The following is a 20,744-nucleotide window of genomic DNA, read 5'->3' on the forward strand; positions in this document are numbered from 1 at the left end:
CTAGAGAACGACGCCGAGCAGCGCCTCGACGGCGTCACTTACCAGGGCTTCATCCTGCGGGCTGCCCGCTTCCGCGGCCGCGGTCGCCGTGGCGGCCCAGCGGTCCACAGCGTCCAGCGCTGCCGGCGCGTTCAGATCCGAGGCCAGTGCTGACCTCATCTCTCCGATCACGCCTGCCGCGGATCCGGCAGGTGCGACGGGCAGGGCACGGCGCCAGGCGGCGAGCCTCTCCTTCGCCTCCGCGAACCCCTCCGGCGTCCATGACCAGTCTGAGCGGTAGTGGTGAGCCAGAATGGCCAGCCGGATGGCGGCCGGCTCTTCACCGTCTGCCCGCAGTCTGGATACGAGGACCAGGTTGCCCTTGGACTTGCTCATCTTCTCACCGTCAAGGCCCACCATGCCGGCGTGGGCGTAGTGGTGCGCCAGCGGGACACCGGCCAGCGAATAGGCGTGGCCGGCGCCCATCTCGTGGTGCGGGAAGATGAGGTCGGAGCCCCCACCCTGCACGGTGAAGGGCGCGGGAAGGTACTGCTGGGCGATGACCGTGCATTCGATGTGCCACCCGGGCCTGCCCTGGCCCAGCTCTCCGCCGGGCCAGCTGGGCTCGCCGTCCCGGGCCACGCGCCATAGCAGGGGGTCCAGCGCCTGCCGCTTGCCCGCCCTGCCCGGATCGCCCCCGCGTTCGGCGAACAGCTCAAGCATGTCGGCTTCCCCGAGGCGCGAAATCGCCCCTAGAGTCCAGGCGTCAGGGTTTACCGATTGTTTGCCGGCGGCTTCGACGTCGTAGTAGACATCGCCGTCGGGCTCCCCGTCCGTACCGGCAACGCGGTAGGCCAGGCCTTCGCGGATCAGGCGCTCAATGGCCGGAACAATCAGGTCCACAGACTCAACAGCGCCGACGTAGTGGTCCGGCGCGACGACGTTCAAGGCTTCCATGTCTGCCTGGAAAAGTTCAATCTGGCTTGCCGCCAGGTCCCGCCAATCAACACCGGTGGCCGTGGCTCGCTCCAGCAGGGGGTCGTCAACGTCTGTGACGTTCTGGACGTAAGAGACTTTGTGGCCGGCGTCGCGCCAGGCCCTGTTCAGCAGGTCGAATGCCACATAGCTGGCTGCGTGGCCCATGTGCGTGGCGTCATAGGGAGTGATGCCACAGACGTACATCGACTGCTCACCACTGGCGGGGAGGTTGGTTTCGCGTCCCTCGGCGGTGTCGAACAAACGGATGGCCGGCATGGCGCCGGGCAGCACGGGGACAGGGCGGGAAGTCCAGGATTTCACAGCCCAAGCCTACTTCTAGGCGTCGATGACATTGAAACCGAGCAGCAGATAGAGGGCGAGGCCCAGGAGGATCCGGTACCAGACGAAGAGCCGGTAGCTGCGCGTGGAGATGAATTTGAGGAACCAGCCAATGATCACGTAGCCCACCACGAGGGCGATGACGGTGGCCAGTGCTGTTTCCGGAAGGCCGTACGGTCCGGTGATGCCGTCTTTGGAGACCACCTTGTACAGCTGGTACAGGCCGCTGCCGAATACTGCCGGGATGGCGAGGAGGAAAGAGTAGCGGGCCGCCGCTTCCCGGGTGTAGCCCATCAGGAGCCCGGCCGTGATGGTGCCGCCCGACCGTGAGACGCCGGGGATGAGCGCCAACGCCTGGGCGAATCCGTACAGGATGCCGTGTTTGTAGGTGAGCTGGGAGAGCTCGCGTTCCTGTTTCCCGACGGTGTCCGCCACGGCCAGGATGAGGCCAAAAACGATCAGCATGGTGGCGACGATCCACAGGCTGCGCAGCACTGATTCAATCTGGTCCTGGAACAGCAGGCCCAGCGCGACGATGGGCAGGCTGCCAAGAATCACCAGCCAGCCCATGCGCGCGTCGGGATCCTGCCGGGAGACTTTGCCAGTCAGCGAGCCCGCCCAGGCCTTGACGATGCGGACAATGTCCCGCCAGAAGTACACCACCACAGCCGTTTCGGTACCGAGCTGGGTGATGGCCGTAAACGCCGCCCCTGGATCAGCCGCGTTGGGGAGGAACTGTCCCACAATCCGCAGGTGCGCGCTTGATGAAATCGGTAGAAATTCGGTCAGACCCTGTATTAGCCCGAGCAGGGCCGCCTCAATCCAGTTCACGCTAAGACACTACGTCATGCGCCCTGTTGATTCCCCGTAAGCTTGCAGCTATGCAGCAGCGTTACGTCGGCAACAGTGGATTGCGAGTCTCCGCCCTCTCCCTCGGCACCATGTCCTGGGCCAGCGAAACTGATGAACAGGATGCCTCGGAGATCTTGCGCACATTTGTCGACGGCGGCGGAAAACTCATCGACACGGCCGCCTCTTACTCTGATGGCCGCGCGGAAGCGATGATCGGGTCCCTGTTAGGCGACGTCGTCTCCCGCACCGAAGTCTGCATCTCCACCAAGGCGGGGACATCGACGTCGGACGGCCGGCGATCTGTAGACACGTCGCGCAATGCGATGCTGAGCAGCCTGGACGCCAGCCTGGCGAGGCTTGGCACTGACTATGTGGACGTCTGGTTTGCCCAGTCGTGGGACGGCAATGTCCCCCTGGATGAAACGCTGTCGGCCCTCGAATTCGCTGTCCGCAGCGGCCGCGCCCGTTATGCGGGCATAGCCAACTTCAATGGCTGGCAGAGCGCGAAGGCAGCAGCAGTAGCCGGATTTCCGCTCGTGGCTGCACAAGCCGAGTACTCGCTGCTCCAGCGGAAACCAGAAGCCGAACTGGTCCCCGCCGTCGAAGACGCAGGTCTGGGACTCATGGCCTGGGCACCTCTGGGCCGCGGCGTGCTGACCGGCAAGTACCGCAGCAGTATCCCCGCTGATTCCCGGGCAGCGCGCACAGATTCCGCCCCCTATGTTGAGCCGTATTTGGAGCACCAGCCTTCCAGTGTTGTGGAAGCCGTGTCGATGGCCGCCAAGGGCCTGGGCCGAACGCCGCTGGATGTTTCGCTGAGCTGGCTGCTGGCGCAGCATGGTGTGGCCACCGCAATCGTGGGCCCCAGGACACCGGTTCAGGCGAAGGAGATCCTTGCTGCCCAGCTGACCCGGCTGCCCCCGGAGATCGCGCGGGCGCTGGAAGATGTGTCCGAGCACGCCTGATCCTGCGGGAACTTTTAGGTCTGGTTGCGTCAGTCCTGGACGATTTCGAGGTCCTCGTCGTCATCGACGCCGGCTTCCTCGTCTTCGTCCTCTTCGTCGTCAAAGACCTGAAGGGGCGTGACCTCGCTGTAAGCCTCGTAGAGCGCGTCTTCATACACCTCGAAGGCATCTGCGACCGCGAAAAAAGCGGCTTCGACTGCGGGATCCCCATCGTCGCGCCGGTTGGATGCTGCTATAAGGTGTTCTTCCAAGGCGGTTGTCAAGGACTGAAGCGCGACACGCGGATCGATGCTCATGACTTCACGTTAGCCGGAAAAGGACGAAAATGGAGAGCAATGAAGGAACATTTTCTCACCAGCTCGGTCCAGCGCGAACGGGACTTTATCAAGCAGTACGAGTACCTCGTACTGACGGTCAGTCCCGACGATTCACTGCCTGAAGCCAGGCGCCGGCTCGTGGAACACTCGGAGTACGGCAAATGGGAACTGGAGCGCAGCGTGCTGTATCTGGGCGGCGGCCGGCGCTTCTGGCTTCGCCGGCGGGTCATGCAGGTCCAGCGGACCGTCTAGGCGTGCGGAGGCCAGCGGAGGACCGCCTAGGTTTCCAGCGGCCCCAGCCAGGCGTTCGCCACTGTGTTGTGCGCCGACTCATCATCTGATGGGTGGAACATGCCTGCAAGGACGTCCCGGTACAGGCGCTCAAGCTCGGAACCGCGAAAGTAGCTGGAACCGCCGCTGACCCTGATGGCCAGGTCCACAACACGGCGTGCTGTTTCCGTCGCGTTCACTTTCAGGCCAACGAGCTTGGGGAGCCACTGGGACCCGTGCTCGGCGAGGGCATCGACGTCGCGGGTTACCTCCAGCAGGTGAGGGTAGAGGCTGTCCATGCCCATCGCGGCCTCGGCCACCTTCCACCGGATGTCCGGATCCTGTGCGTAGCTTCGGCCGGCGTTCTTGAATGATGTCCGGCGTTGCACGGCCTCCACGCCCAGGACCAAGGCACGCTCGCCGATGCCGGTGTACACCGCAGCCAGCAACGACTCAAAGCAGGCAAAGATGGCGAAGATCAGCGGATCGGCGTTGGGGCCGACAGGCAACTTGCGGAAGATCCGGTCCGCGGGGACCTCAACGCCGTCCAGGACCGTGGTGTTCGACTGGCTGGCACGCATACCCAGGGTGTCCCAGTCGTCCAGGACGGTATAGCCCGGAGTCTCCCGGTCGATGAATCCGTGGACAAGTTCACCGTCGCCTTCCCTCGCCTGGCTGTCCTTGCCGAAAATGCCAAGCCGGGTCCACGCCGGTGAAAGGCTGGTGAAGATCTTTGTGCCGGTGAAGCTGTAGCCTCCGCCCGGCAACGGGACGGCTGCCGTTTTCGAATCGAAGAGGACCGAATCGTTGCCGGCTTCGGAATTGCCGAAGGCAAAGATTTCGCCCCGGCCAGCATCCTGCAGCACAAAGTCCAGTGATACGTCGCCCCGGGCCGCCAGGACCTGCGCGACGCCGGTCCAGACCAGGTGCATGTTGATGGCCAGGGCAGTGGCCGGGGCAGCCGTTGCCAGCCTGCGCTGGCACTGAGCTGCCGCCTCAAGCCCCAGTCCCAGACCGCCGTCGGACGTTGGAACGAAGAGTTTTAGATAGCCGGCGGCGGTCAACTCTTCAAGGTCCTCAGTGAAGAACGCATTTTCCCGGTCATATCGGGCGGCGCGGCTGCGAATGTCCTCCAGCAGCTGGTCGGGAAGGACTTCTTCGGGTGTCATGTCCTTCGCGGCTCAGTAGTTGGTGAGGAGGGTGTTGAGGACCCGGGCGCCGAACTTCAGGGAGTCCACGGGGACGCGTTCATCGACGCCGTGGAACATTCCGGTGAAGTCGAGGTCGTCAGGCAACGTGAGCGGTGCGAAACCGTAACCGGTAATACCCAGCCTGCTCAGGGACTTGTTGTCCGTACCGCCGGAGAGCGTATACGGGAGGACCTTCGCGCCGGGGTCCTCGGAGTGCAGCGCATCGATCATGGAGTCCACCAGGTTCCCGGCGAAGGGCACTTCCAGTGAGACGTCGTTGTGCACATAGCTCACGTCAACGCCGGCGCCTGCGAGGTCCCGCACGATTTCCAGGACCTGCTCCTCCTGGCCAGGGAGAGTGCGGCAGTCCACCAGGGCCTCAGCCGATTCGGGGATGACGTTGTGCTTGTAGCCACCCTTCAGCAGCGTGGGGTTGGTGGTGTTCTGCAGGGTAGCCCCGACAAACCGGGCCACCGTGCCGAGCTGGTCAAGCAGGCGGTCCGGGTTGTCCGGATCGAATTCGACGCCGGTGAGTTCGGTCACACCGTCCAGGAACTGCCGCGTTGTGGGAGTGAGCTCAATGGGCCACTTGTACTCGCCGATCCGGGTCACGGCCGCCGCCAGGCGCGTCACGGCGTTGTCAGTGTTGATCTGGGAGCCGTGGCCTGCCCGGCCGTGGGCGACGAGGCGAAGCCAGGAGATGCCTTTCTCCGCCGTCTGCAGAAGGTACGTGCGCTGCCCGCCGATGGTTGCCGAGAACCCGCCCACTTCGGAGATGGCTTCAGTGGCGCCCTCGAAAAGCTCCGGCCGCTTGTCAACGGCGTAGCGGGCGCCGTATTCGCCGCCGGCCTCCTCATCGGCGAAGAAGGCGAAGACGATGTCGCGCTTGGGCTTCCGTCCAGACCTGGCCAAATCCCGCATGACCGAAAGGATCATGGCATCCATATCCTTCATGTCCACTGCGCCGCGGCCCCAGATGAGTCCGTCCTTGAGCTCTGCGCCGAAGGGATCCACGGACCACTGTTCGCGCAAAGCCGGAACGACATCCAGGTGACCGTGCACCACCAGCGCGCTGGCGGAGGGGTCCTGGCCTTCCATCCGGGTGACCACGCTGGCGCGGCCGGGCGCGGATTCAAAGATTTCTGCCGCGAGGCCCACTTCCTCGATCAGCCCCGCCGTGTACTCGGCAGCCGCGCGCTCCCCCGGCCCGGACCCATCACCGAAGTTCGATGTGTCTATCCGGATGAGCTCCTGGCAGATCCGGACAACTTCATCCTCGGCACGGATGTCAGACATGGATACTCCTTGGGCAGTGGGACGGGCGCGAACCGGAGGCGGTTTCGTGTGCCTTCAGCCTACCCATCAGCCCCGATTCGATGTTTCCGGAAAGTTCGTGTTAGAGTTTTTCTCGCTGCTTCGGAGATTACCGAAACGCTGAAAAGCGGAAACGGTCACCGAATTACCACCTGCGCGGGTGGCGGAATGGCAGACGCGCTAGCTTGAGGTGCTAGTCCTCGAAAGGGGGTGGGGGTTCAAGTCCCCCTCCGCGCACAAGGGAAAACCCCTGGAATCCACGGATTCCAGGGGTTTTTTTCTGTCCTCACTTACGCGGGCGGCACCATCACTCCCCCGGGTGTCGAAATGCGGCACCTGCAATGGGATCGACGCAGAGTGCAGTTTGTGGCTTCGATCACCTCGTCAGGTGGGTGGGCCCCGGCTCCAAGAAATATGACGCAGCGGATGGCCTCCGAGGATGAGGCAATCTTCCTTTCGACAGTGCTGGCCGGATGGCGTCCGCGATGCCAAAAACTCTTGTGAGCAGCCTTGCGTGCCCTTCAGTACGTTTCTTACACCGCAGTGCGGTCACACGCCGCGCAGGAAAGCGAGACCTCTGGCGGCCAACTCGTCCTGGCTCGGGGCCAGCGGCCGCCAGATTGAGGCCGCAACGGCAATCGCGGCATTATCCGCAGTGAAACTTTCAATGTTCAACGGTCCGCTGTAGCCCACCTCGTCCAAGGCCTGCAGGAAGCCTTCCCAGTCGGTCTGGTCCCCGCCGGGGGCGCCGCGGTCGTTCCCGCAAACCTGCACGTGAACCACGTGTTCTCCGGCGGCGCGAACTGCGGCGGCCAGCGAACGCTCCTCGATGTGAAGGTGGTAGCTGTCCAGAGCAAGGCCGACGCCGTTGCCCAGCAACGGTCCCAGCGCCTCGAGCGCCTGATCTACCGTGTTGATCAGCGATGTCTCGTACCGGTTGAGCGGTTCGATGCCAAGGACGACGCCCGCTTCCCGGGCCCGGTCAGCCACCGGCTGCAGATTTTGGCGCAGCTCGGCGTAGGCTTCCCGCCGCTGCCCAGGCGACATCCGCCAGACCCGGCCGGTCTGGGCGTAGAAAGGACCACAGACAGTGGGCGAACCGATGCTGCTGGCCATGGTGACGCAGGCCATGAGGTAGGCCTGGGTCCTTTCCACGGAGGCCGGGGCCGCGGCCACGAGATCCCGGCCCGGCGCCATGGCACCGACAATAAACGGTGCAAGCCCCGTGGACTCCAGGGACTCGCGCACCGCAGCGGGCGTGAAGTCGCCGGCGTTTTCCAGCGGCAGTTCGACGGCGTCGAACCCTATCGCGGCGATCCTCGCCAGGTGTCCGCCCAGATTGGCGTCGGTCAACGGAGACTCCCAGACCCACGTGCTGACCCCGATGAGACGCTTCACGCTGCTCCTTCCAACGCCGCTTCCTTCCACGCTGCGCGAAGTGCAGTGTCAGGGCATTTGCCGCTTCTGCCAGACTTCCGGGTAGCCGGGGAGGTTTTCGCCGCCGAACTTGGCGTAGTGCCCGCCGGGCATCCCCTGGTTGCGCTGCAGCCACGTGTCCAGTTCGTCCGCGAGGATGGGCTTCTGCGGGAGAACCCATTCGGCCGGGACCTGCTCACCCTTGAAGATCTTTTCCAGGGCCAGCAGCGGGGTCCGCCACTGGAAGTTGGAGTAGACGGGAGCCATGGCATCGATTCCGGTTTCCTTCCACTTGGTCAGGAAACTCATCTCATCCTCGCCGGTCATCACCGGCAGGTCCTTGCCTGCATCCTCGAAAGCCTCGAGGGCAGCCACCGCACCGTCTCCGGCGTCCATCCAGACACCCCGGACGTCGCCGGTGGCCAGTTCATCGGAGATGATTTTCTTGATCTCGGTGGGGTCCGCTCCGGTGAAGTAGTCCTTGGCCTGGATTCCCTTCTCTTCAAAGATCTTCTTTGCCGCCGCCCAGCGGTGTTCCAGTACGTCCACACCGGGAAGGATGCGCAGGGCCACCACCTTGTCGCCGGACTTCAGCCTGTCGGTCAGGAACGTGGCGGTATCTATACCCCAGGCAAAGCCGCCGATCGGGTGGATGAACGTGGTTGCGCAGTCGGTTTCGACGCCGCGGTCAAACACCACCACAGGTTTGCCGGTCTGGCAGGCGCGTTCCACGGCCTGCGTCAGCGCCGCTGTGGAGTTGGGTGAGATGACGAACGCATCACAGTTTCCCTCGTCGATGAAGTAGTCAATGTCCGCGATCTGCGTGTTGTCGTTGTCCTTGGCATCCCGGGTTTCCATCTCGGAAATGACCCCCGAGTCCTGCAGGACCTTGAGTTGCTGGTTCATGGTGATCCAGCCGGTCTGGCGCCACGGGTTCGAGATGGAGGCATTGGCGAAGCAGACCTTGTGCGCCCCGGATGAGACGAACTTTGCGGTGTCCGTCATATCGCCGGCAATGTACTGCAGGTAGGGCTGCTCCGCGTTCCCTTCGAAGGCCGCCGAGCGTTGCTTAAACTGCCCATCGTAGAGAGCCTGGTCAAACCATTCCTGGCTCGCCGGACTGGTTTCTGCCGGTGAGCCGGTACCAGGTGCCGTCGTTTCGGTAACCGACGGATCCGTGGTGGTACAGGCAGTCAGCACCACCAGCGGCAATGCTGCCCCAAGTGCGATCGCGCGAATAGAGTGTTGGCGCATCAGACTCGATCTCCTCCTTGTTCGGTGCCCTCGTGGGGCATGGCTGCTGCGCTTAGCCGGTGCCGTTCGTCGTGGGCAGCGGAAGTGGCTCCCTTGCGCTTGCGCTGCCATGACTTGGACGCTGCTGCCACAGCGATGATGATGATTACCCCTTGGACCGTGTCCCGCCAGGTCGCCTGGACGCCCATGAAGTTCAGGAGGGTGAACAGCGCCTCGAGGGCGAACGCTCCGGCCGCCGCAGACAGAACCCAGCCGCGTCCGCCTCCCAGCACTACCCCACCGAGGACGACGGCGGTGATCGCCGTGAACTCGTAGCCCCGCCCCACCGACGGATGTACTCCCGCGTAGCCCACGAGCAGGACGCCGGCCACGGTGGCCGATAGTGACGAGATGATGAACGCCCTCGTCCGCACCCACCAGACGCGGGAGCCGGCCAGCTCAGCAGCCCTTGGATTGTCACCGACCGCGATGAGCATGCGGCCGAACGGGCGGCGCATCAGGACGTACGCCAGGATGGCCACCGCTGTCAGGATGATGACAGGGTAGGGAATGATGTCCAGGACGGGGACATCCTGGATCCCGCCGCGCCCTATCTGGCGGAAGCTGTCCGCCGGGTTTCCCTGGGCCGCGCCGCCGGTCCAGTAGAGGACCAGACCGAGCAAGGCCAGCATCATGCCCAGCGTCACAATGAAGCTGGGAACCTTCAGCAGCGTTGAGATCAGTCCGTTCACGAGTCCGATGAAGGCACCCAGCACAAACATCAGGATCAGGACCGGAATCACCCTGGAATCGTCCTGCCGGATGAGGTTGCCGGCAACGATGACCTGCATGGTCACCACTGATCCCATCGACAAGTCGAATTCGCCGCTGATAATGACGAAGTATTGGCCGACGGCGGCGATGGCGATCGGGGCCGTCCTGCCGATAAACCGGACGAAGGAGCCCGGCTCCCCGAAGGAGGGGTTCAGCACGATGATGGCCGCCAAGAGGCTGATCAACAGGATGAAAACGGCGCCGCCGGGGGTGCGCACAGCTCGCAGGAGCCGCTGGGAACGGCTGGCGCGGTTCTGCCGGAGGACTGAGCTGCGCCCGGAGGGCAGTGCCGTGCTCATGGCCCCTCCGTCGGTGCAGCCTGTGCGGCAGGCGCTTCCGCGGAGCCCTTCGAGCTGAAGCGCTCCGGTCTGTTGACGATCCTGCGGCGGGCATACACGGCGACGGCGAGGACAATCACCAGGCCCCTGACCACGTCCTTGAGGAAGGGATTGATCTGCATGACCGACATGATGTTGTCCAGCATGGCGAAGATGAGGACGCCGCCGAGGGTGCCGGTGATAGTCCCTTTGCCGCCGGCCAGCAGCGTGCCGCCGAGGACGACTGCTGCGATGGAGAGCAGATCGTAGCCGCCCTGGGAACCCACCGTCGGGCTGCCCACGCCCAGCCGGCTGGCGAGGAGCAGCCCCGCCATTCCTGCCAGCAGCGAACAGATCACATGAGCCGTGATGACCGGCAAATCGACCCGGATTCCCGAGGTCCGGGCCACGGAAATGTCACCGCCGACGGCGTAGAGGTGGTGGCCCATGCGGGTGCGGTGGAGCAGCAGCATGGCCAGGCCCGCGCAGGCCAGCATGATGATGGTCGAGATGGGAACAGGCCCCAGGCCCGTCGCCCCGATCAGGCGGAACGAAAGCGGGGTCTGGCCGAAGCTGCCTTTGAAATTGGTGGCGAGGTAGCCGCTGATGATCAGGCCCATGCCCAGCGTGGCAATGAACCCGTGCACATTGAGGCGGGCCACGATCAGCCCGTTCGCCAGGCCGATGACCGCCGCGGCACCCAACGTGAGCAGGACGCCGGGCAGGACGTTCCCCGGGTTGTTGGCCATGACACCGGCGGCGATAAGGCTCGCCAGGCTGGCGACATAGGGAACCGAGAGATCCAGGCTGCCGGCCAGGATGACCAGCGTCTGTCCTATTGCGATGAAACCCAGGACACTGGTTCCGGTCAGGATGCTGGAGATATTGCCCTGGCTGAAGAAATTCCGCCCGATCGTGCTGACGAGCACGGTACCAACGATCAGCGTCAGCAACGCCACCAGGTAGACGATCTGTGTGGAGGACAGGCGATCGATGAAGCTGCCACGCTGTTTCATGTCCCTCCTCCAGATGCAGTCCTGGCGCCCGTCCCCAGCTGCAGGACGGCTTCCTCGGACGTTCCGGCAGGAAGCTCGCCGGCGAGACGCCCGTCGCGCATAACAAGGATCCGGTCGGACATGCCGATGACTTCCGGCAGTTCGCTGGAGACCATCAGGATGGCCTTGCCTTCGGCTGCCAGCTTGCGCATCAACCGGTACACCGCCACTTTGGCTCCCACATCTATTCCGCGCGTGGGTTCATCCAGCAAGACCAGGCGGGGGCGGATGGCCAGCCACTTGGCAAGGACCACTTTCTGCTGGTTTCCGCCGGAGAGGTACTGCACCTCCTGGTCCAAGTCCCGGGCCACGACCTCCAGGGTGGAAAACACGCCGGGGACCTCGGTTTTGACCGCTCTTGTGCGGCGCGGGAAAACTGACCTGATGACGGTCAGCGCGTTATTGAGGATGGACTGGTTCAGGCTCAGGCCCTCAGCCTTGCGGTCTTCCGTGATGAGGGCCATGCGTGCCCGGACCCCCTCCCTTGGCGACCTGGGCAAAAGCTCCCGGCCCTCCACTTTCATGCTGCCGCGGCTGAAGGGGGCGGCGCCGAAAATGGCGTGAAGCAATTCAGTCCGGCCGGCGCCCTGGAGGCCGGCCAGCCCCACAATCTCACCCGGCCGAACGCTGAAGCTGATTCCGTCCAGTTGGCCGTTTCCGGCATCCTGCAGTTCGAGGATCGGTTTTGCGGTGACGTCAGCGCCTTCAACGCCTCTGCCTTCAGCGTCGCTGTCAGTCCGGGGCAGCTTGTCCGGGAAGAAGGCTGAAATAGGCCGGCCCACCATCAGCCGGACCAACCGTGCATCGTCGAGTTCTGAGGCGGGGCCGGTGCTGACCACGCGGCCGTCCTTTAGGACGGTGATGACGTCGCACAGATCGAAGAGCTCCCGAAGCCGGTGGGAGACATAGAGGATGGCCGTTCCACGTTCCCGCAGGCGGGACACGATCTGGTAGAGGAGCTCAACTTCGGCGCCGGCCAGCGCGGCGGTGGGCTCGTCCATGGAGACGATCCGGGCGTCGTAGCTGACCGCCTTCGCAATCTCCACTACCTGCTGCTCAGCTACGGTCAGGCTCCGCACCTGCGTGGTGGGCCGGATGGCGGTGATCCCGAGCGACTGCAGCAGCTCCCCCGTCCTCACGTTCATCAGTGCCTTGTTTACGAGGATTCCGCGGCGGGGCTCCCGGCCCAGGTAGATGTTCTCGGCCACCGTCCGGTCGGGAAGGAGATTAAACTCCTGGAATACCGACGACAGCCCGGCTTCGTGGGCCTTCGTAGGGTGGCTGAAAGTGACTTCCTGGCCGTCCAGAAGCACCGTTCCCGCGTCCGGCTGGTAGACCCCCGCAAGCACTTTCATCAGGGTGGACTTCCCGGCGCCGTTTTCACCCACAAGCCCGTGTACCTGGCCCCGGTGAAGGGTAAGGTGGGCGTCTTCCAGCACGGGAATGCCGAAGAAACTTTTGGTCAGTCCACGGACTTCCAGGAGTGGCGGCGGGGCCGCGGAACTGTGAGGGAGCCCGCCGGGGATTGACGCCGCGCCAGTCCGCTCGTGGTTCTCCATCGATCCGCCCACGACTAACTGTTACAGGGCGGGTTCTGTTCCGTCAAGGGATAAATGATTGCTTACTACCAGACTATTTGGCTGGGCTTTGTGGCTGTGGCGGCGACGTTTCCGGAGGCCAAGGTTGCGGCATGAGGATTGGATGCACTCGGCACCCAAGATCGCCCCGGGCACGGGTGTGCTGCACTGATGGCGTTGGGGGAACGCCGTGAACTCACCCTTGAGGAGCTCAAGTCCGTGGTCCGGCAGCCTGACCGGCCTGGCAGCACTGGACATGGCCAGATCAACTGCGCGGCCAGGGCCACTCCCGCGTTCAGGGGCTCTATACGTTGATTGGGCTGGCACGTGTGTTTGTTCGTTCAAGGCCGCCGTGAAAATGTGTCCAACCTGACCCTCTTAGCAACGTTCCAACCGCCCACTGGCGTGGGCGGCCGCGGGTGAATTGGCGTACTCTTATGGTTCACCAGTGGCACGCCCGGTACTAAAAGCCTGGATTCCAAGCATTCGTGGCCCAGGCAACTCGCCGAGGTGGGGGTTTTTGAGTCCCCCTCCGCACACAACGGGCAAACTCCTGGAATCCTGGCCGTCGGGGTCTCTGTATATCCGCCTGCGGCGCCACGGACAAAATTTTTCCGCCAGCCTATTGGGGAATATGGGCCGGATGCTGTACGTTGCATACGCGACAGACGAACCAAAGAAAAGAGATACACCTAAGTGGCAACCGATTACGATGAACTTCGCTCCGATGTCAAGGAGTCGCAGGACAACTCGCTCGAGGCACTGCAGTCCGCCAATGCACCGGACGCCCGCAGCGTCGTGCTCGAGCTTGATGAGGCCGACGGACTGGATGGCGCCGGCGTCCCCGGCGGCGAATTCGTTGCCGAGGAACTGGTTGTGCAGGTTATCCCCCAGGCCGAGGACGAATTCACCTGCTACTCCTGCTTCCTGGTCCGGCACCGCTCGCAGATTGCACGCCAGAAAGACGGCCACAGCTACTGCACGGACTGCGAAGGCTGACTCCAGAGCACCAAAGAATTACCCGGGCCGGCTGCTATCTCCGTCGGCAGGAAATCAAGGCACGCCCACATTCAGTAGGCGTGCCTTTCCTGTTCCGCGGTGTTGAGGTTCGGATTTAGCTCAGACGGCTGCGCACGATCTCGCTGACCGCCTTGCCGTCGAAGCGTCCGGCAACTTTCGCCGTGACAGGCTTCATGACGGCACCCAGTTGACGCAGGCCGGGTTCCACGCCTTCGGACCGGAGCCCGGCAATAGTCTCGTCAACGATCGCCTCGACTTCCGCGGACGTGAGCGCACGGGGCAGATAAGCCTCAATGACCTCTGCCTCCGCGATTTCGGCCGCCGCCCGCTCAGCTTCACCGGCGTCGGTGTAGATCTTTGCCGTGTCCCGTCGCTTGGCTGCCTCTTTCTGCAGCAGCGAAGTCACCTGGGCATCATCGAGCTCAACGGGCGTTTTGCCCGACTTTTCCCGGGTTTCGATCTCACCCAGCACGTTGCGCACCGTAGTCAGCGCGGTCTTATTCCGCTCCTTCATGTGCGCCACCACGTCAGCGTGCAGACGTTCCTTCAAACTGCTCACAGTGTGTTCCTCGTTTCGTTCAGCGCCGGAAGGCATCCGGACAATGGTGAACCATCCCTCTAGTACCGTAGAGGCCTATGGCTGACAATAACTACTCCCTTTCGGGAGCGGAATGAATTTGGTTTCCGAGCAACTGTGGCAGCGGGTCATGGACGTCTTCAGCAGGGCTGCCGTTCCCAACGTCACGCTGATAGAACTGGCTGTGGTCTTCGCCGTGGCAACTGCCCTCTCAATCCCCCGGGCCACGTGGAAGTACTTCGGACTCCTCGCCACCGCAACCCACGAACTGGGCCACGCCTTCGCCGCCGTCATCAGCGGACAACGCCTGGGCGGAATCAAGCTGCGGCTGGACCATTCCGGCACCACCACCAGTTACAGCCGGGGACGGCTCGCCGCCGTGTGGTCGGGATTCTGGGGCTATCCGGTTCCAGCCCTGACGGGGGCCGCCCTGGTCACCTCCGGTTTCGGCGGCTGGGGTCCAGCGGCCCTGGCTACCGGAACGCTCATCCTCGTAGCTTCGCTCCTTTTCATGAGGAATCTCGCCGGCGTCCTCATCACGGGTGCCGCGATCTCAGGCGGCCTGCTGCTGGTCCTTACTGTTCCGAGCGGCTTCACCGGCCACGTGGCCATCAGTCTGGGCGTGGCCCTCCTGGTTGCAGCTGTCAGGGACCTTGGCAAACTCACCAACGTCCACCTGCGGCGCCGGGACCGGCTGGCCAGTTCCGACGCCTATATCCTGTACCGCGCAACGTCCGTCCCGTCCGGCGTCTGGATCGCGCTTTTTCTTGCTGTTGTGGCCGGCTGCTGGGTGGTGGCGTGGCAGCCCATCTCTTCAATTCTGGCTGCGGGAGCCTAGGCTTGTCCGCATGAGCCAGGATTCAGCGGGCAGTCCGCCTGCCACCACCGCATCCATGAACAGCACGGATGGCACCTTTGCGCGTACCGACGCCCACACCACCAGGGGTGCTTACGTTACTGGCGGCGCAGAGTTCAACCGGGACACAAACTACATCGAGGACCGGATTACCCGTGATGGACGCCCAGGCGATAGCGGTGAGCCGGGGTGGCCGGTGGAGGCCGGCCGCTACCGGCTGATCGCGGCGCGGGCGTGCCCGTGGGCGAACCGGACGGTGATTGTGCGCCGGCTCCTGGGGCTGGAGGAAGCCATTTCCCTCGGCCAGCCAGGGCCCACCCACGACGTAAGGTCCTGGACCTTTGACCTGGATCCGGGAGGTGTGGATCCCGTCCTGGGCATCGAGCGCATCCAGAGCGCCTACTTGAGGCGCTTTCCGGGTTACCCCCGCGGCATCACGGTGCCGGCCATCGTGGACGTACCCAGCGGCGAAGTTGTCACCAACAACTTTCCCCAGATCACGTTGGACTTTGCCACTGAATGGACGCAGTTCCACCGGCCCGGAGCCCCGGACCTTTATCCCGTACACCTCCGGCAGGAGATAGATGCCGTCAACAAGCGCGTGTTCACCGAGGTTAACAACGGCGTCTACCGCTGCGGGTTTGCAGGCTCACAGGAGGCCTACAACTCCGCCTACACGCGGCTGTGGACCGCGTTGGACTGGCTTGAGGAACGCCTCGCCGTTCAGCGCTACCTCGTTGGCGATACCATCACCGAGGCTGATGTCCGCCTGTTCACCACGTTGGCCCGGTTCGACGCCGTCTACCATGGTCATTTCAAGTGCAACCGGCAGAAGCTCAGCGAATTGCCGGCCCTCTGGGGCTACGCGCGTGACCTGTTCCAGACCCCGGGCTTCGGTGACACGATCGACTTTGTGCAGATCAAGCAGCACTATTACATCGTTCATGAGGACATCAACCCAACCAGGATTGTGCCGCAGGGACCGGATCTGGCTGGCTGGCTGGAGCCCCATGGGCGGGAATCGCTGGGCGGCAGGCCATTCGGTGACGGCACTCCCCCAGGCCCTGTGCGCGCCGGCGAAGGGGTCTCTCCCGGACACGGCGCCGACACCGCGTCGGAAAGCGCTTTCTGACCAGTTAGGCTACGTCCATGCAGAATTTTCACGGCTTGGCAGCGCCAGGTTTCGAGTCAGTCCTGGATCTGTGCGATGCCTTCCTGGCCGCCGATCCGGAGTACAGCGCCCAGGTGTCGGCATACCGGCACGGCGTGAAAGTGGTGGACCTGCATGGCGGCCCACACACCACAGCTGATTCCATCACCGGCGCATATTCGGTCACCAAGGGAGCCGCTGCCCTGGTCATTTCCCTACTCGTCCAGGAGGGGCTGCTCGACCTTGATAGGACGGTGGCACACTACTGGCCCGAATTCGGTGTTCATGGCAAGGACCGGCTCCTGGTCCGTGAGGCACTGTCCCACCAGGCGGGACTGGTGGGTCTTGAGGGCGGTTTCGCTTTCGACGAATTCACCACACCGGGGGCGGCGGCGAGGTTGGCCCGGGCGAGGCCGTTGTGGCGCCCCGGCAGCTGCTTCGGGTACCACGCGCTCACCATCGGAATCATCATGGAGGAACTCTGCCGGCGGGTCGCGGGAGCCAGACTGCAGAGCCTTTTTGAACACCGCATCCGCACGGCTTACGGCGTTGACTTCTTCCTGGGCCTGCCGGCGGAGCTGGATTCCCGGTACCGGGACGTGCTCTACGACGTCGATCCCGGCCAAGCGTGGCTGGATCCGTTGAGCCTCGAAGGACTCAATGGGAATGCTGCCGTAGGGTCCATCATGGAACTTCCCAACCAGCAGACCGTGCGGGCCGCAGGCATGAGCGCCGCCGGTGGCGTGGGAACCGCAGAGGGACTGGCCCGGCTCTATGCTGCGGCGACAACCGGCGTCGACGGCGGCGCGCCATTCCTTACTCGTGAGACCGTCCGAGTGATGTCCCAGGAACAGGTGTGGGGCCTGGACCGAAGCTCCGGCCTGGACAATGCCTTTGCCGTGGTGTTTATGAAGCCCCACCCGTCGCGGAATTTCGGCAGCCACTGTGCGTTTGGCCACGAGGGGGCCAACGCTGCCCTCGGTTTCGCAGACCCCGCCTACGGCCTCAGTTTTGGCTACATCCCGCAGCGGGCGGAGGACGGCCGGACGTCCGGCAGGGCACACCGGCTGGCAGCCGAGGTCCGGCGGGCGGCAGCCGCCTTGTCCTAGAGCACTGCGGCACCTAACGTGGGCGGGATGGGTGACACTCACACACAGCCGGGGCGCCCGCGTGCCAAAGGCTCCCGCCTGCTAAAGAACGCCGTGTCCGGTGTCGCCGCCGCCTTCACGCTCCAGCGCCTGCTGCTGGCGGCCAAGGCGGCCCTCGCGGCCGGGCTGGCCTTTGCCATAGCGCCCCTCATGCCAGGGCCCGCGGCAGAATATCCGTACTACGCTCCGCTGGGTGCACTGGTTTCCATGTACCACAACGTGGCCGGATCCGTCCGGCAGGGACTCCAGGCACTGATAGGCCTCGCCCTCGGCATCGGGCTCGCGTTTGCGCTCGTCAGCATCACTGATCCCTCACCGTTGGCTGTCGCGGTCTTTATGGGGTTGGGGATCCTGCTCGGCGGACTCCCCAGGATCGGCTCAGGCAGTGATTGGATCCCGACGGCGGCGCTGCTGGTCCTGCTGGTGGGCGGAAGCAATCCGGACGACTTTTCCTTTGGTTACCTGATCCAGATGGGAGCCGGCGTCGCGGTCGGGATTGCAGTCAACTTCCTGATCTTCCCGCCCCTGCACTTCAGCGCGGCGGCCAACAGCCTGGATGACCTCCGGCTGGCACTGGGCAAGCAGCTGACTGACATGGGAGCGGCGCTGACGGAAAAGTGGCCGCCGGAGCACGAGGACTGGTCCCGCCGCTCGGATGAGCTGTCAGAGGCGGCCCGGACGGTCCGTCAGCTTGTCCAGGAAGCGGATGCAAGCCGGCGTGCCAACCCGCGGAGGCGGTTGCATCCGCGGGATGTGGATCTTGACTACCGGAACCTGCGCGACCTCGAGCGGGTCACCTTCCACATCCAGGACATGACCGAGGTCCTTTCGGATGTCATCTGGGCGGATGACGTTCCTTACATGGTGCCACTTCAGGACAGTGGGCCGCTGGCCGTTGCACTGAACGCCACGGGCGAGCTGCTGGCCTCGTTCCATGGTGATAACGAGCCAGAGCAGCGGCGCCTGTTCGCTGCGGCGAAGTCCGCGGTGGAGGCCTGTGTGGCCGTAGCGTCCCAGCGGAACGAGGACGATGCCGTTGTGGCAGCGTCCGAGTCCATCCTTCTGAGCCTCCACCGTATTCTCAGGGCCGTGCGCCCGGCGTCCTAGAGTGGTGATACCGAGCCGCTGAAGTGTTTGCGGCCGGAGCGGGGGTTCCACGCCACGTAGTCGGACCGATGCCAGCCTCCGCCCGGCTGCTCATCAGTGGTGATTTCCAATGCCACCCGGCCCGGCAGGAACACCGGTGTCTCAAACGTCACGGTCCAAGCGAATGACTCGCCCTTCACCGGCCCGACGTCCGCAAGCGCCCTGGACGCCAGGTACATCCCGTGGGCGATGGAGCGGCGCATCCCCAGCGCCCTGGCCGAAAGGACGCTCAGGTGGATCGGGTTGAAGTCACCCGACACGGCGGCGTATGCGCGTCCCGTGTCCACCCCCAGGTGCCAGACGGCCCTTGGGTCCGGCGGTGTGAAGTCGGACTGGCCGTTGGTGTTGGGGGAAGCTTTGTCGATGCCCGGCAGGAACACCCCTTTTGCCAGGTAGGTGGACCGGCCCGTCCAGCGGACATCCGGCGTCCCTGCGCCACGGATCTCGGCGACGACGTCCAACTGGGTTCCCGCCCGGTGACCGCGGAGGTTCTCCACCCGGGCTTCAATGTCGAGGAGCTCCGTGAAGAGTACCGGAGAGCGCTGCTCAACGTAGTTGCTCAGGTGGATCATGCCCAGCAGCGGCAACGGAAAATCGTCGCGGTTCATCACGCTGATGGCAAGGGGAAATGAGAGTGCGTGAAGGTAGCCAGCAGGGAGGGTGTCCCTGGCCGTCAGCCCGATGAGGTGTTGGTAGGCAGTGAGATTGCCGACGTCGGCCCTGATGCCGCGCACCTCGTGCCCGGTGGTTGGCAGGGTGGAGCCAGCGTGGGCCCCCATCACGCGGCGGCGCGCTGCCTGGGCGGCCGCATTGATGTACAGCTTGGAGAGCGAGGGCATCTCACCCAGGATGACCGGTTGCCTGGCACTCACGCTCCCACCAGGTTCTGTCCGCAGACGCGCAGGATGTCCCCGTTGATGCCGCCCGCGGCATCGCTGGCGAGGAACGCGATGGCTTCGGCAACGTCGGACGGCAGGCCGCCCTGCTGCAGGGCGTTAAGCCGCCGGCCCACTTCCCGGACGGCGAAGGGGATCCGAGCCGTCATTTCGGTTTCAATGAAGCCGGGCGCCACGGCGTTGATAGTGCCTCCCCGGGCGGCCAGCAGGGGTGCCGTGGCCCGGACCATCCCCATGACTCCGCCCTTGGACGCGGCATAATTCGTCTGGCCGCGGTTGCCGGCAATTCCGCTGGTGGACGCTACCGAGACGATTCGGGGTGCATTGCGGAAATGTTCCGAGGCCAGCAGGGCGTCGTTAATCCTGAGCTGTGCGGCTATGTTGATGTTGAGCACAGAGTTCCAGCGCGCGTGGTCCATGTTGGCCAGGAGCTTGTCCCTGGTGATGCCGGCGTTGTGAACCAGGATGTCCAGGTGTCCGTGCCGCTGCACCGCATGCCCAAGGATCCGCTGGCCTGCGTCCGTCCGGCTAATGTCCAGCTGCAGGGCCGTGCCGTGGACCTCATTGGCGACTGCGGCCAGGTGGTCCCCCGCAGCCGGGACGTCAACCAGTATCAGGGTGGCCCCGTCCCGGTGGAGGGTCCGGGTAATGGCCGCGCCGATGCCTCTGGCAGCACCGGTAACCACGGCCACCTTGCCGGCCAGCGGCTTTTGAACGTCGGCGGGCATCGTGCCCTCCGCCGTGCTGACCGTCAGGAACTGGCCGTCAACGAATGCCGACCGGCCGGACAGGAAGAAACGCAGTGCCGCCAGGGCACTCGGACTGGTGGTCCCGACGGTGCTGGACAGGAGGATGCCGTTTGCCGTCGCGCCGGCCCGAAGCTCCTTGGCCAAGGACCGCACGAAGCCGTCCACTCCTTGCCGTGCCGCGGCCACGGCTGGACTTCCGGCTTCTGCGGCCGGGCGGGAGATGCTGATGAACCGGGCGCTCGGGCCTAGATCCCGCAGGGAGGACGCAGCGGAGAGCACAGGCTTTTCTAAGTCTTCCGGCGTGGTGAGGCCGTCGAGGACCAGGATGATGGCACCGAGCTTTTCGCGGGGAACGGCGTGCCGGCGCACGTCCAGGTTCCAGGAAAGCAGTGTGGCGGCCAGTTCGTCGGCGCCAGCCGTGCTTCCCTGCACCAGGACGGGCCCGGTCACCAAAGCCTGGCCCGGAGTGTAGCGGCGTAATACCGCAGGCTGGGGAAGGCCCAGCCGTTTGGCAAGATCCTTGCCCAGGCCCTGGCTGACCAGGCGGGTGTATGAGTCTGTCATCC

The 20,744-nt window shown here is 64.3% G+C and carries 20 protein-coding genes and 1 tRNA gene; 8 read left to right on the plus strand and 13 right to left on the minus strand.

What is annotated here, in order from left to right:
* On the minus strand, window positions 1–1,278 hold the full coding sequence (gene mshC, locus J2808_RS13380; protein WP_309817296.1) for a cysteine--1-D-myo-inosityl 2-amino-2-deoxy-alpha-D-glucopyranoside ligase: 1,278 nt from the start codon (window positions 1,276–1,278) through the stop codon (window positions 1–3).
* Window positions 1,279–1,293: 15 nt separating this feature from the next.
* The gene (locus J2808_RS13385) at window positions 1,294–2,127 is read right to left on the minus strand and encodes an undecaprenyl-diphosphate phosphatase (protein WP_309817298.1); all 834 of its coding nucleotides are present in this window, start codon (window positions 2,125–2,127) and stop codon (window positions 1,294–1,296) included.
* A 50-nt stretch (window positions 2,128–2,177) separates the two neighbouring features.
* Between J2808_RS13385 and J2808_RS13390 the strand changes: the two genes are divergently transcribed.
* Entirely contained in the window at window positions 2,178–3,113 is a 936-nt protein-coding gene (locus tag J2808_RS13390; protein WP_309817300.1) for an aldo/keto reductase, read from the plus strand.
* Window positions 3,114–3,142: 29 nt separating this feature from the next.
* Here the strand turns inward: J2808_RS13390 and J2808_RS13395 are convergent, their stop codons facing one another.
* Window positions 3,143–3,409: a hypothetical protein gene (locus J2808_RS13395; protein ID WP_309817303.1), complete on the minus strand. Its 267-nt coding sequence runs from the start codon at window positions 3,407–3,409 to the stop codon at window positions 3,143–3,145.
* 39 nt (window positions 3,410–3,448) lie between these two features.
* Here J2808_RS13395 and J2808_RS13400 point away from each other — a divergent pair, with 39 nt between their 5' ends.
* Window positions 3,449–3,682 (plus strand): DUF5703 family protein, encoded by a 234-nt coding sequence (locus J2808_RS13400; protein WP_309817306.1) that lies wholly within the window; start codon window positions 3,449–3,451, stop codon window positions 3,680–3,682.
* 26 nt (window positions 3,683–3,708) lie between these two features.
* Here the strand turns inward: J2808_RS13400 and J2808_RS13405 are convergent, their stop codons facing one another.
* Window positions 3,709–4,869: an acyl-CoA dehydrogenase family protein gene (locus tag J2808_RS13405; protein WP_309817309.1), complete on the minus strand. Its 1,161-nt coding sequence runs from the start codon at window positions 4,867–4,869 to the stop codon at window positions 3,709–3,711.
* A 12-nt stretch (window positions 4,870–4,881) separates the two neighbouring features.
* Window positions 4,882–6,186: a M20/M25/M40 family metallo-hydrolase gene (locus J2808_RS13410; RefSeq protein WP_309817312.1), complete on the minus strand. Its 1,305-nt coding sequence runs from the start codon at window positions 6,184–6,186 to the stop codon at window positions 4,882–4,884.
* Window positions 6,187–6,358: 172 nt separating this feature from the next.
* Between J2808_RS13410 and J2808_RS13415 the strand changes: the two genes are divergently transcribed.
* Window positions 6,359–6,441: transfer RNA gene (locus J2808_RS13415), tRNA-Leu, on the plus strand.
* 312 nt (window positions 6,442–6,753) lie between these two features.
* Here the strand turns inward: J2808_RS13415 and J2808_RS13420 are convergent.
* From J2808_RS13420 to J2808_RS13440, 5 genes are read right to left on the minus strand one after another with little or no spacing between them, the layout of a single operon-like run.
* Window positions 6,754–7,602: a sugar phosphate isomerase/epimerase family protein gene (locus J2808_RS13420; protein ID WP_309817316.1), complete on the minus strand. Its 849-nt coding sequence runs from the start codon at window positions 7,600–7,602 to the stop codon at window positions 6,754–6,756.
* A 48-nt stretch (window positions 7,603–7,650) separates the two neighbouring features.
* Entirely contained in the window at window positions 7,651–8,874 is a 1,224-nt protein-coding gene (locus J2808_RS13425; RefSeq protein ID WP_309817319.1) for a substrate-binding domain-containing protein, read from the minus strand.
* Entirely contained in the window at window positions 8,874–9,986 is a 1,113-nt protein-coding gene (locus J2808_RS13430; RefSeq protein ID WP_309817322.1) for an ABC transporter permease, read from the minus strand. The genes J2808_RS13425 and J2808_RS13430 overlap by 1 nt, the downstream gene beginning before the upstream one ends.
* Complete coding sequence (locus J2808_RS13435; RefSeq protein ID WP_309817325.1) at window positions 9,983–11,020, minus strand: ABC transporter permease; 1,038 nt, start codon at window positions 11,018–11,020, stop codon at window positions 9,983–9,985. The genes J2808_RS13430 and J2808_RS13435 overlap by 4 nt, the downstream gene beginning before the upstream one ends.
* Window positions 11,017–12,618 carry a sugar ABC transporter ATP-binding protein gene (locus J2808_RS13440; RefSeq protein WP_309817328.1) on the minus strand — a complete coding sequence of 534 codons (1,602 nt, stop codon included), beginning with the start codon at window positions 12,616–12,618 and terminating at the stop codon, window positions 11,017–11,019. The genes J2808_RS13435 and J2808_RS13440 overlap by 4 nt, the downstream gene beginning before the upstream one ends.
* Window positions 12,619–13,332: 714 nt before the next feature.
* Here J2808_RS13440 and J2808_RS13445 point away from each other — a divergent pair.
* Complete coding sequence (locus tag J2808_RS13445; RefSeq protein ID WP_056339942.1) at window positions 13,333–13,635, plus strand: DUF4193 domain-containing protein; 303 nt, start codon at window positions 13,333–13,335, stop codon at window positions 13,633–13,635.
* Window positions 13,636–13,750: 115 nt separating this feature from the next.
* On the opposite strand, the gene J2808_RS13450 is transcribed toward J2808_RS13445, so the two are convergent.
* Entirely contained in the window at window positions 13,751–14,215 is a 465-nt protein-coding gene (locus tag J2808_RS13450) for a GatB/YqeY domain-containing protein (protein ID WP_309817335.1), read from the minus strand.
* Between the two features lie 112 nt (window positions 14,216–14,327).
* On the opposite strand from J2808_RS13450, the gene J2808_RS13455 reads away from it, so the two are divergent.
* The 4 genes from J2808_RS13455 to J2808_RS13470 all read left to right on the plus strand — a co-directional run bounded on the left by J2808_RS13455 (window position 14,328) and on the right by J2808_RS13470 (window position 18,494).
* Window positions 14,328–15,071, plus strand: a complete 744-nt coding sequence (locus J2808_RS13455) for a M50 family metallopeptidase (protein ID WP_309817338.1) — start codon at window positions 14,328–14,330, stop codon at window positions 15,069–15,071.
* A 55-nt stretch (window positions 15,072–15,126) separates the two neighbouring features.
* Window positions 15,127–16,221, plus strand: a complete 1,095-nt coding sequence (locus tag J2808_RS13460) for a glutathione S-transferase family protein (RefSeq protein ID WP_309817649.1) — start codon at window positions 15,127–15,129, stop codon at window positions 16,219–16,221.
* A gap of 17 nt (window positions 16,222–16,238) precedes the next feature.
* Window positions 16,239–17,348 carry a serine hydrolase domain-containing protein gene (locus J2808_RS13465; RefSeq protein ID WP_309817340.1) on the plus strand — a complete coding sequence of 370 codons (1,110 nt, stop codon included), beginning with the start codon at window positions 16,239–16,241 and terminating at the stop codon, window positions 17,346–17,348.
* Between the two features lie 93 nt (window positions 17,349–17,441).
* On the plus strand, window positions 17,442–18,494 hold the full coding sequence (locus tag J2808_RS13470) for an FUSC family protein (protein WP_309817652.1): 1,053 nt from the start codon (window positions 17,442–17,444) through the stop codon (window positions 18,492–18,494).
* Here J2808_RS13470 and J2808_RS13475 read toward each other — a convergent pair.
* Window positions 18,491–19,405: a MaoC family dehydratase gene (locus J2808_RS13475; protein ID WP_309817343.1), complete on the minus strand. Its 915-nt coding sequence runs from the start codon at window positions 19,403–19,405 to the stop codon at window positions 18,491–18,493. The genes J2808_RS13470 and J2808_RS13475 overlap by 4 nt on opposite strands.
* Window positions 19,402–20,742, minus strand: a complete 1,341-nt coding sequence (locus J2808_RS13480; protein ID WP_309817346.1) for a 3-oxoacyl-ACP reductase — start codon at window positions 20,740–20,742, stop codon at window positions 19,402–19,404. The genes J2808_RS13475 and J2808_RS13480 overlap by 4 nt, the downstream gene beginning before the upstream one ends.
* Window positions 20,743–20,744 lie beyond the last annotated feature (2 nt).

Source organism: Pseudarthrobacter sulfonivorans, from assembly GCF_031454915.1.
Lineage (GTDB): Bacteria > Actinomycetota > Actinomycetes > Actinomycetales > Micrococcaceae > Arthrobacter > Arthrobacter sulfonivorans_C.

What these genes read in the sequence shown, in the direction of transcription:
- J2808_RS13390 (WP_309817300.1), top strand. Translation starts at nt 2,178, where the DNA reads ATGCAGCAGCGTTACGTCGGCAACAGTGGATTGCGAGTCTCCGCCCTC.
- J2808_RS13395 (WP_309817303.1), bottom strand. Translation starts at nt 3,409, where the DNA reads ATGAGCATCGATCCGCGTGTCGCGCTTCAGTCCTTGACAACCGCCTTG.
- J2808_RS13400 (WP_309817306.1), top strand. Translation starts at nt 3,449, where the DNA reads ATGAAGGAACATTTTCTCACCAGCTCGGTCCAGCGCGAACGGGACTTT.
- J2808_RS13405 (WP_309817309.1), bottom strand. Translation starts at nt 4,869, where the DNA reads ATGACACCCGAAGAAGTCCTTCCCGACCAGCTGCTGGAGGACATTCGC.
- J2808_RS13410 (WP_309817312.1), bottom strand. Translation starts at nt 6,186, where the DNA reads ATGTCTGACATCCGTGCCGAGGATGAAGTTGTCCGGATCTGCCAGGAG.
- J2808_RS13425 (WP_309817319.1), bottom strand. Translation starts at nt 8,874, where the DNA reads ATGCGCCAACACTCTATTCGCGCGATCGCACTTGGGGCAGCATTGCCG.
- J2808_RS13430 (WP_309817322.1), bottom strand. Translation starts at nt 9,986, where the DNA reads ATGAGCACGGCACTGCCCTCCGGGCGCAGCTCAGTCCTCCGGCAGAAC.
- J2808_RS13435 (WP_309817325.1), bottom strand. Translation starts at nt 11,020, where the DNA reads ATGAAACAGCGTGGCAGCTTCATCGATCGCCTGTCCTCCACACAGATC.
- J2808_RS13440 (WP_309817328.1), bottom strand. Translation starts at nt 12,618, where the DNA reads ATGGAGAACCACGAGCGGACTGGCGCGGCGTCAATCCCCGGCGGGCTC.
- J2808_RS13455 (WP_309817338.1), top strand. Translation starts at nt 14,328, where the DNA reads ATGAATTTGGTTTCCGAGCAACTGTGGCAGCGGGTCATGGACGTCTTC.
- J2808_RS13460 (WP_309817649.1), top strand. Translation starts at nt 15,127, where the DNA reads ATGAACAGCACGGATGGCACCTTTGCGCGTACCGACGCCCACACCACC.
- J2808_RS13465 (WP_309817340.1), top strand. Translation starts at nt 16,239, where the DNA reads ATGCAGAATTTTCACGGCTTGGCAGCGCCAGGTTTCGAGTCAGTCCTG.
- J2808_RS13480 (WP_309817346.1), bottom strand. Translation starts at nt 20,742, where the DNA reads ATGACAGACTCATACACCCGCCTGGTCAGCCAGGGCCTGGGCAAGGAT.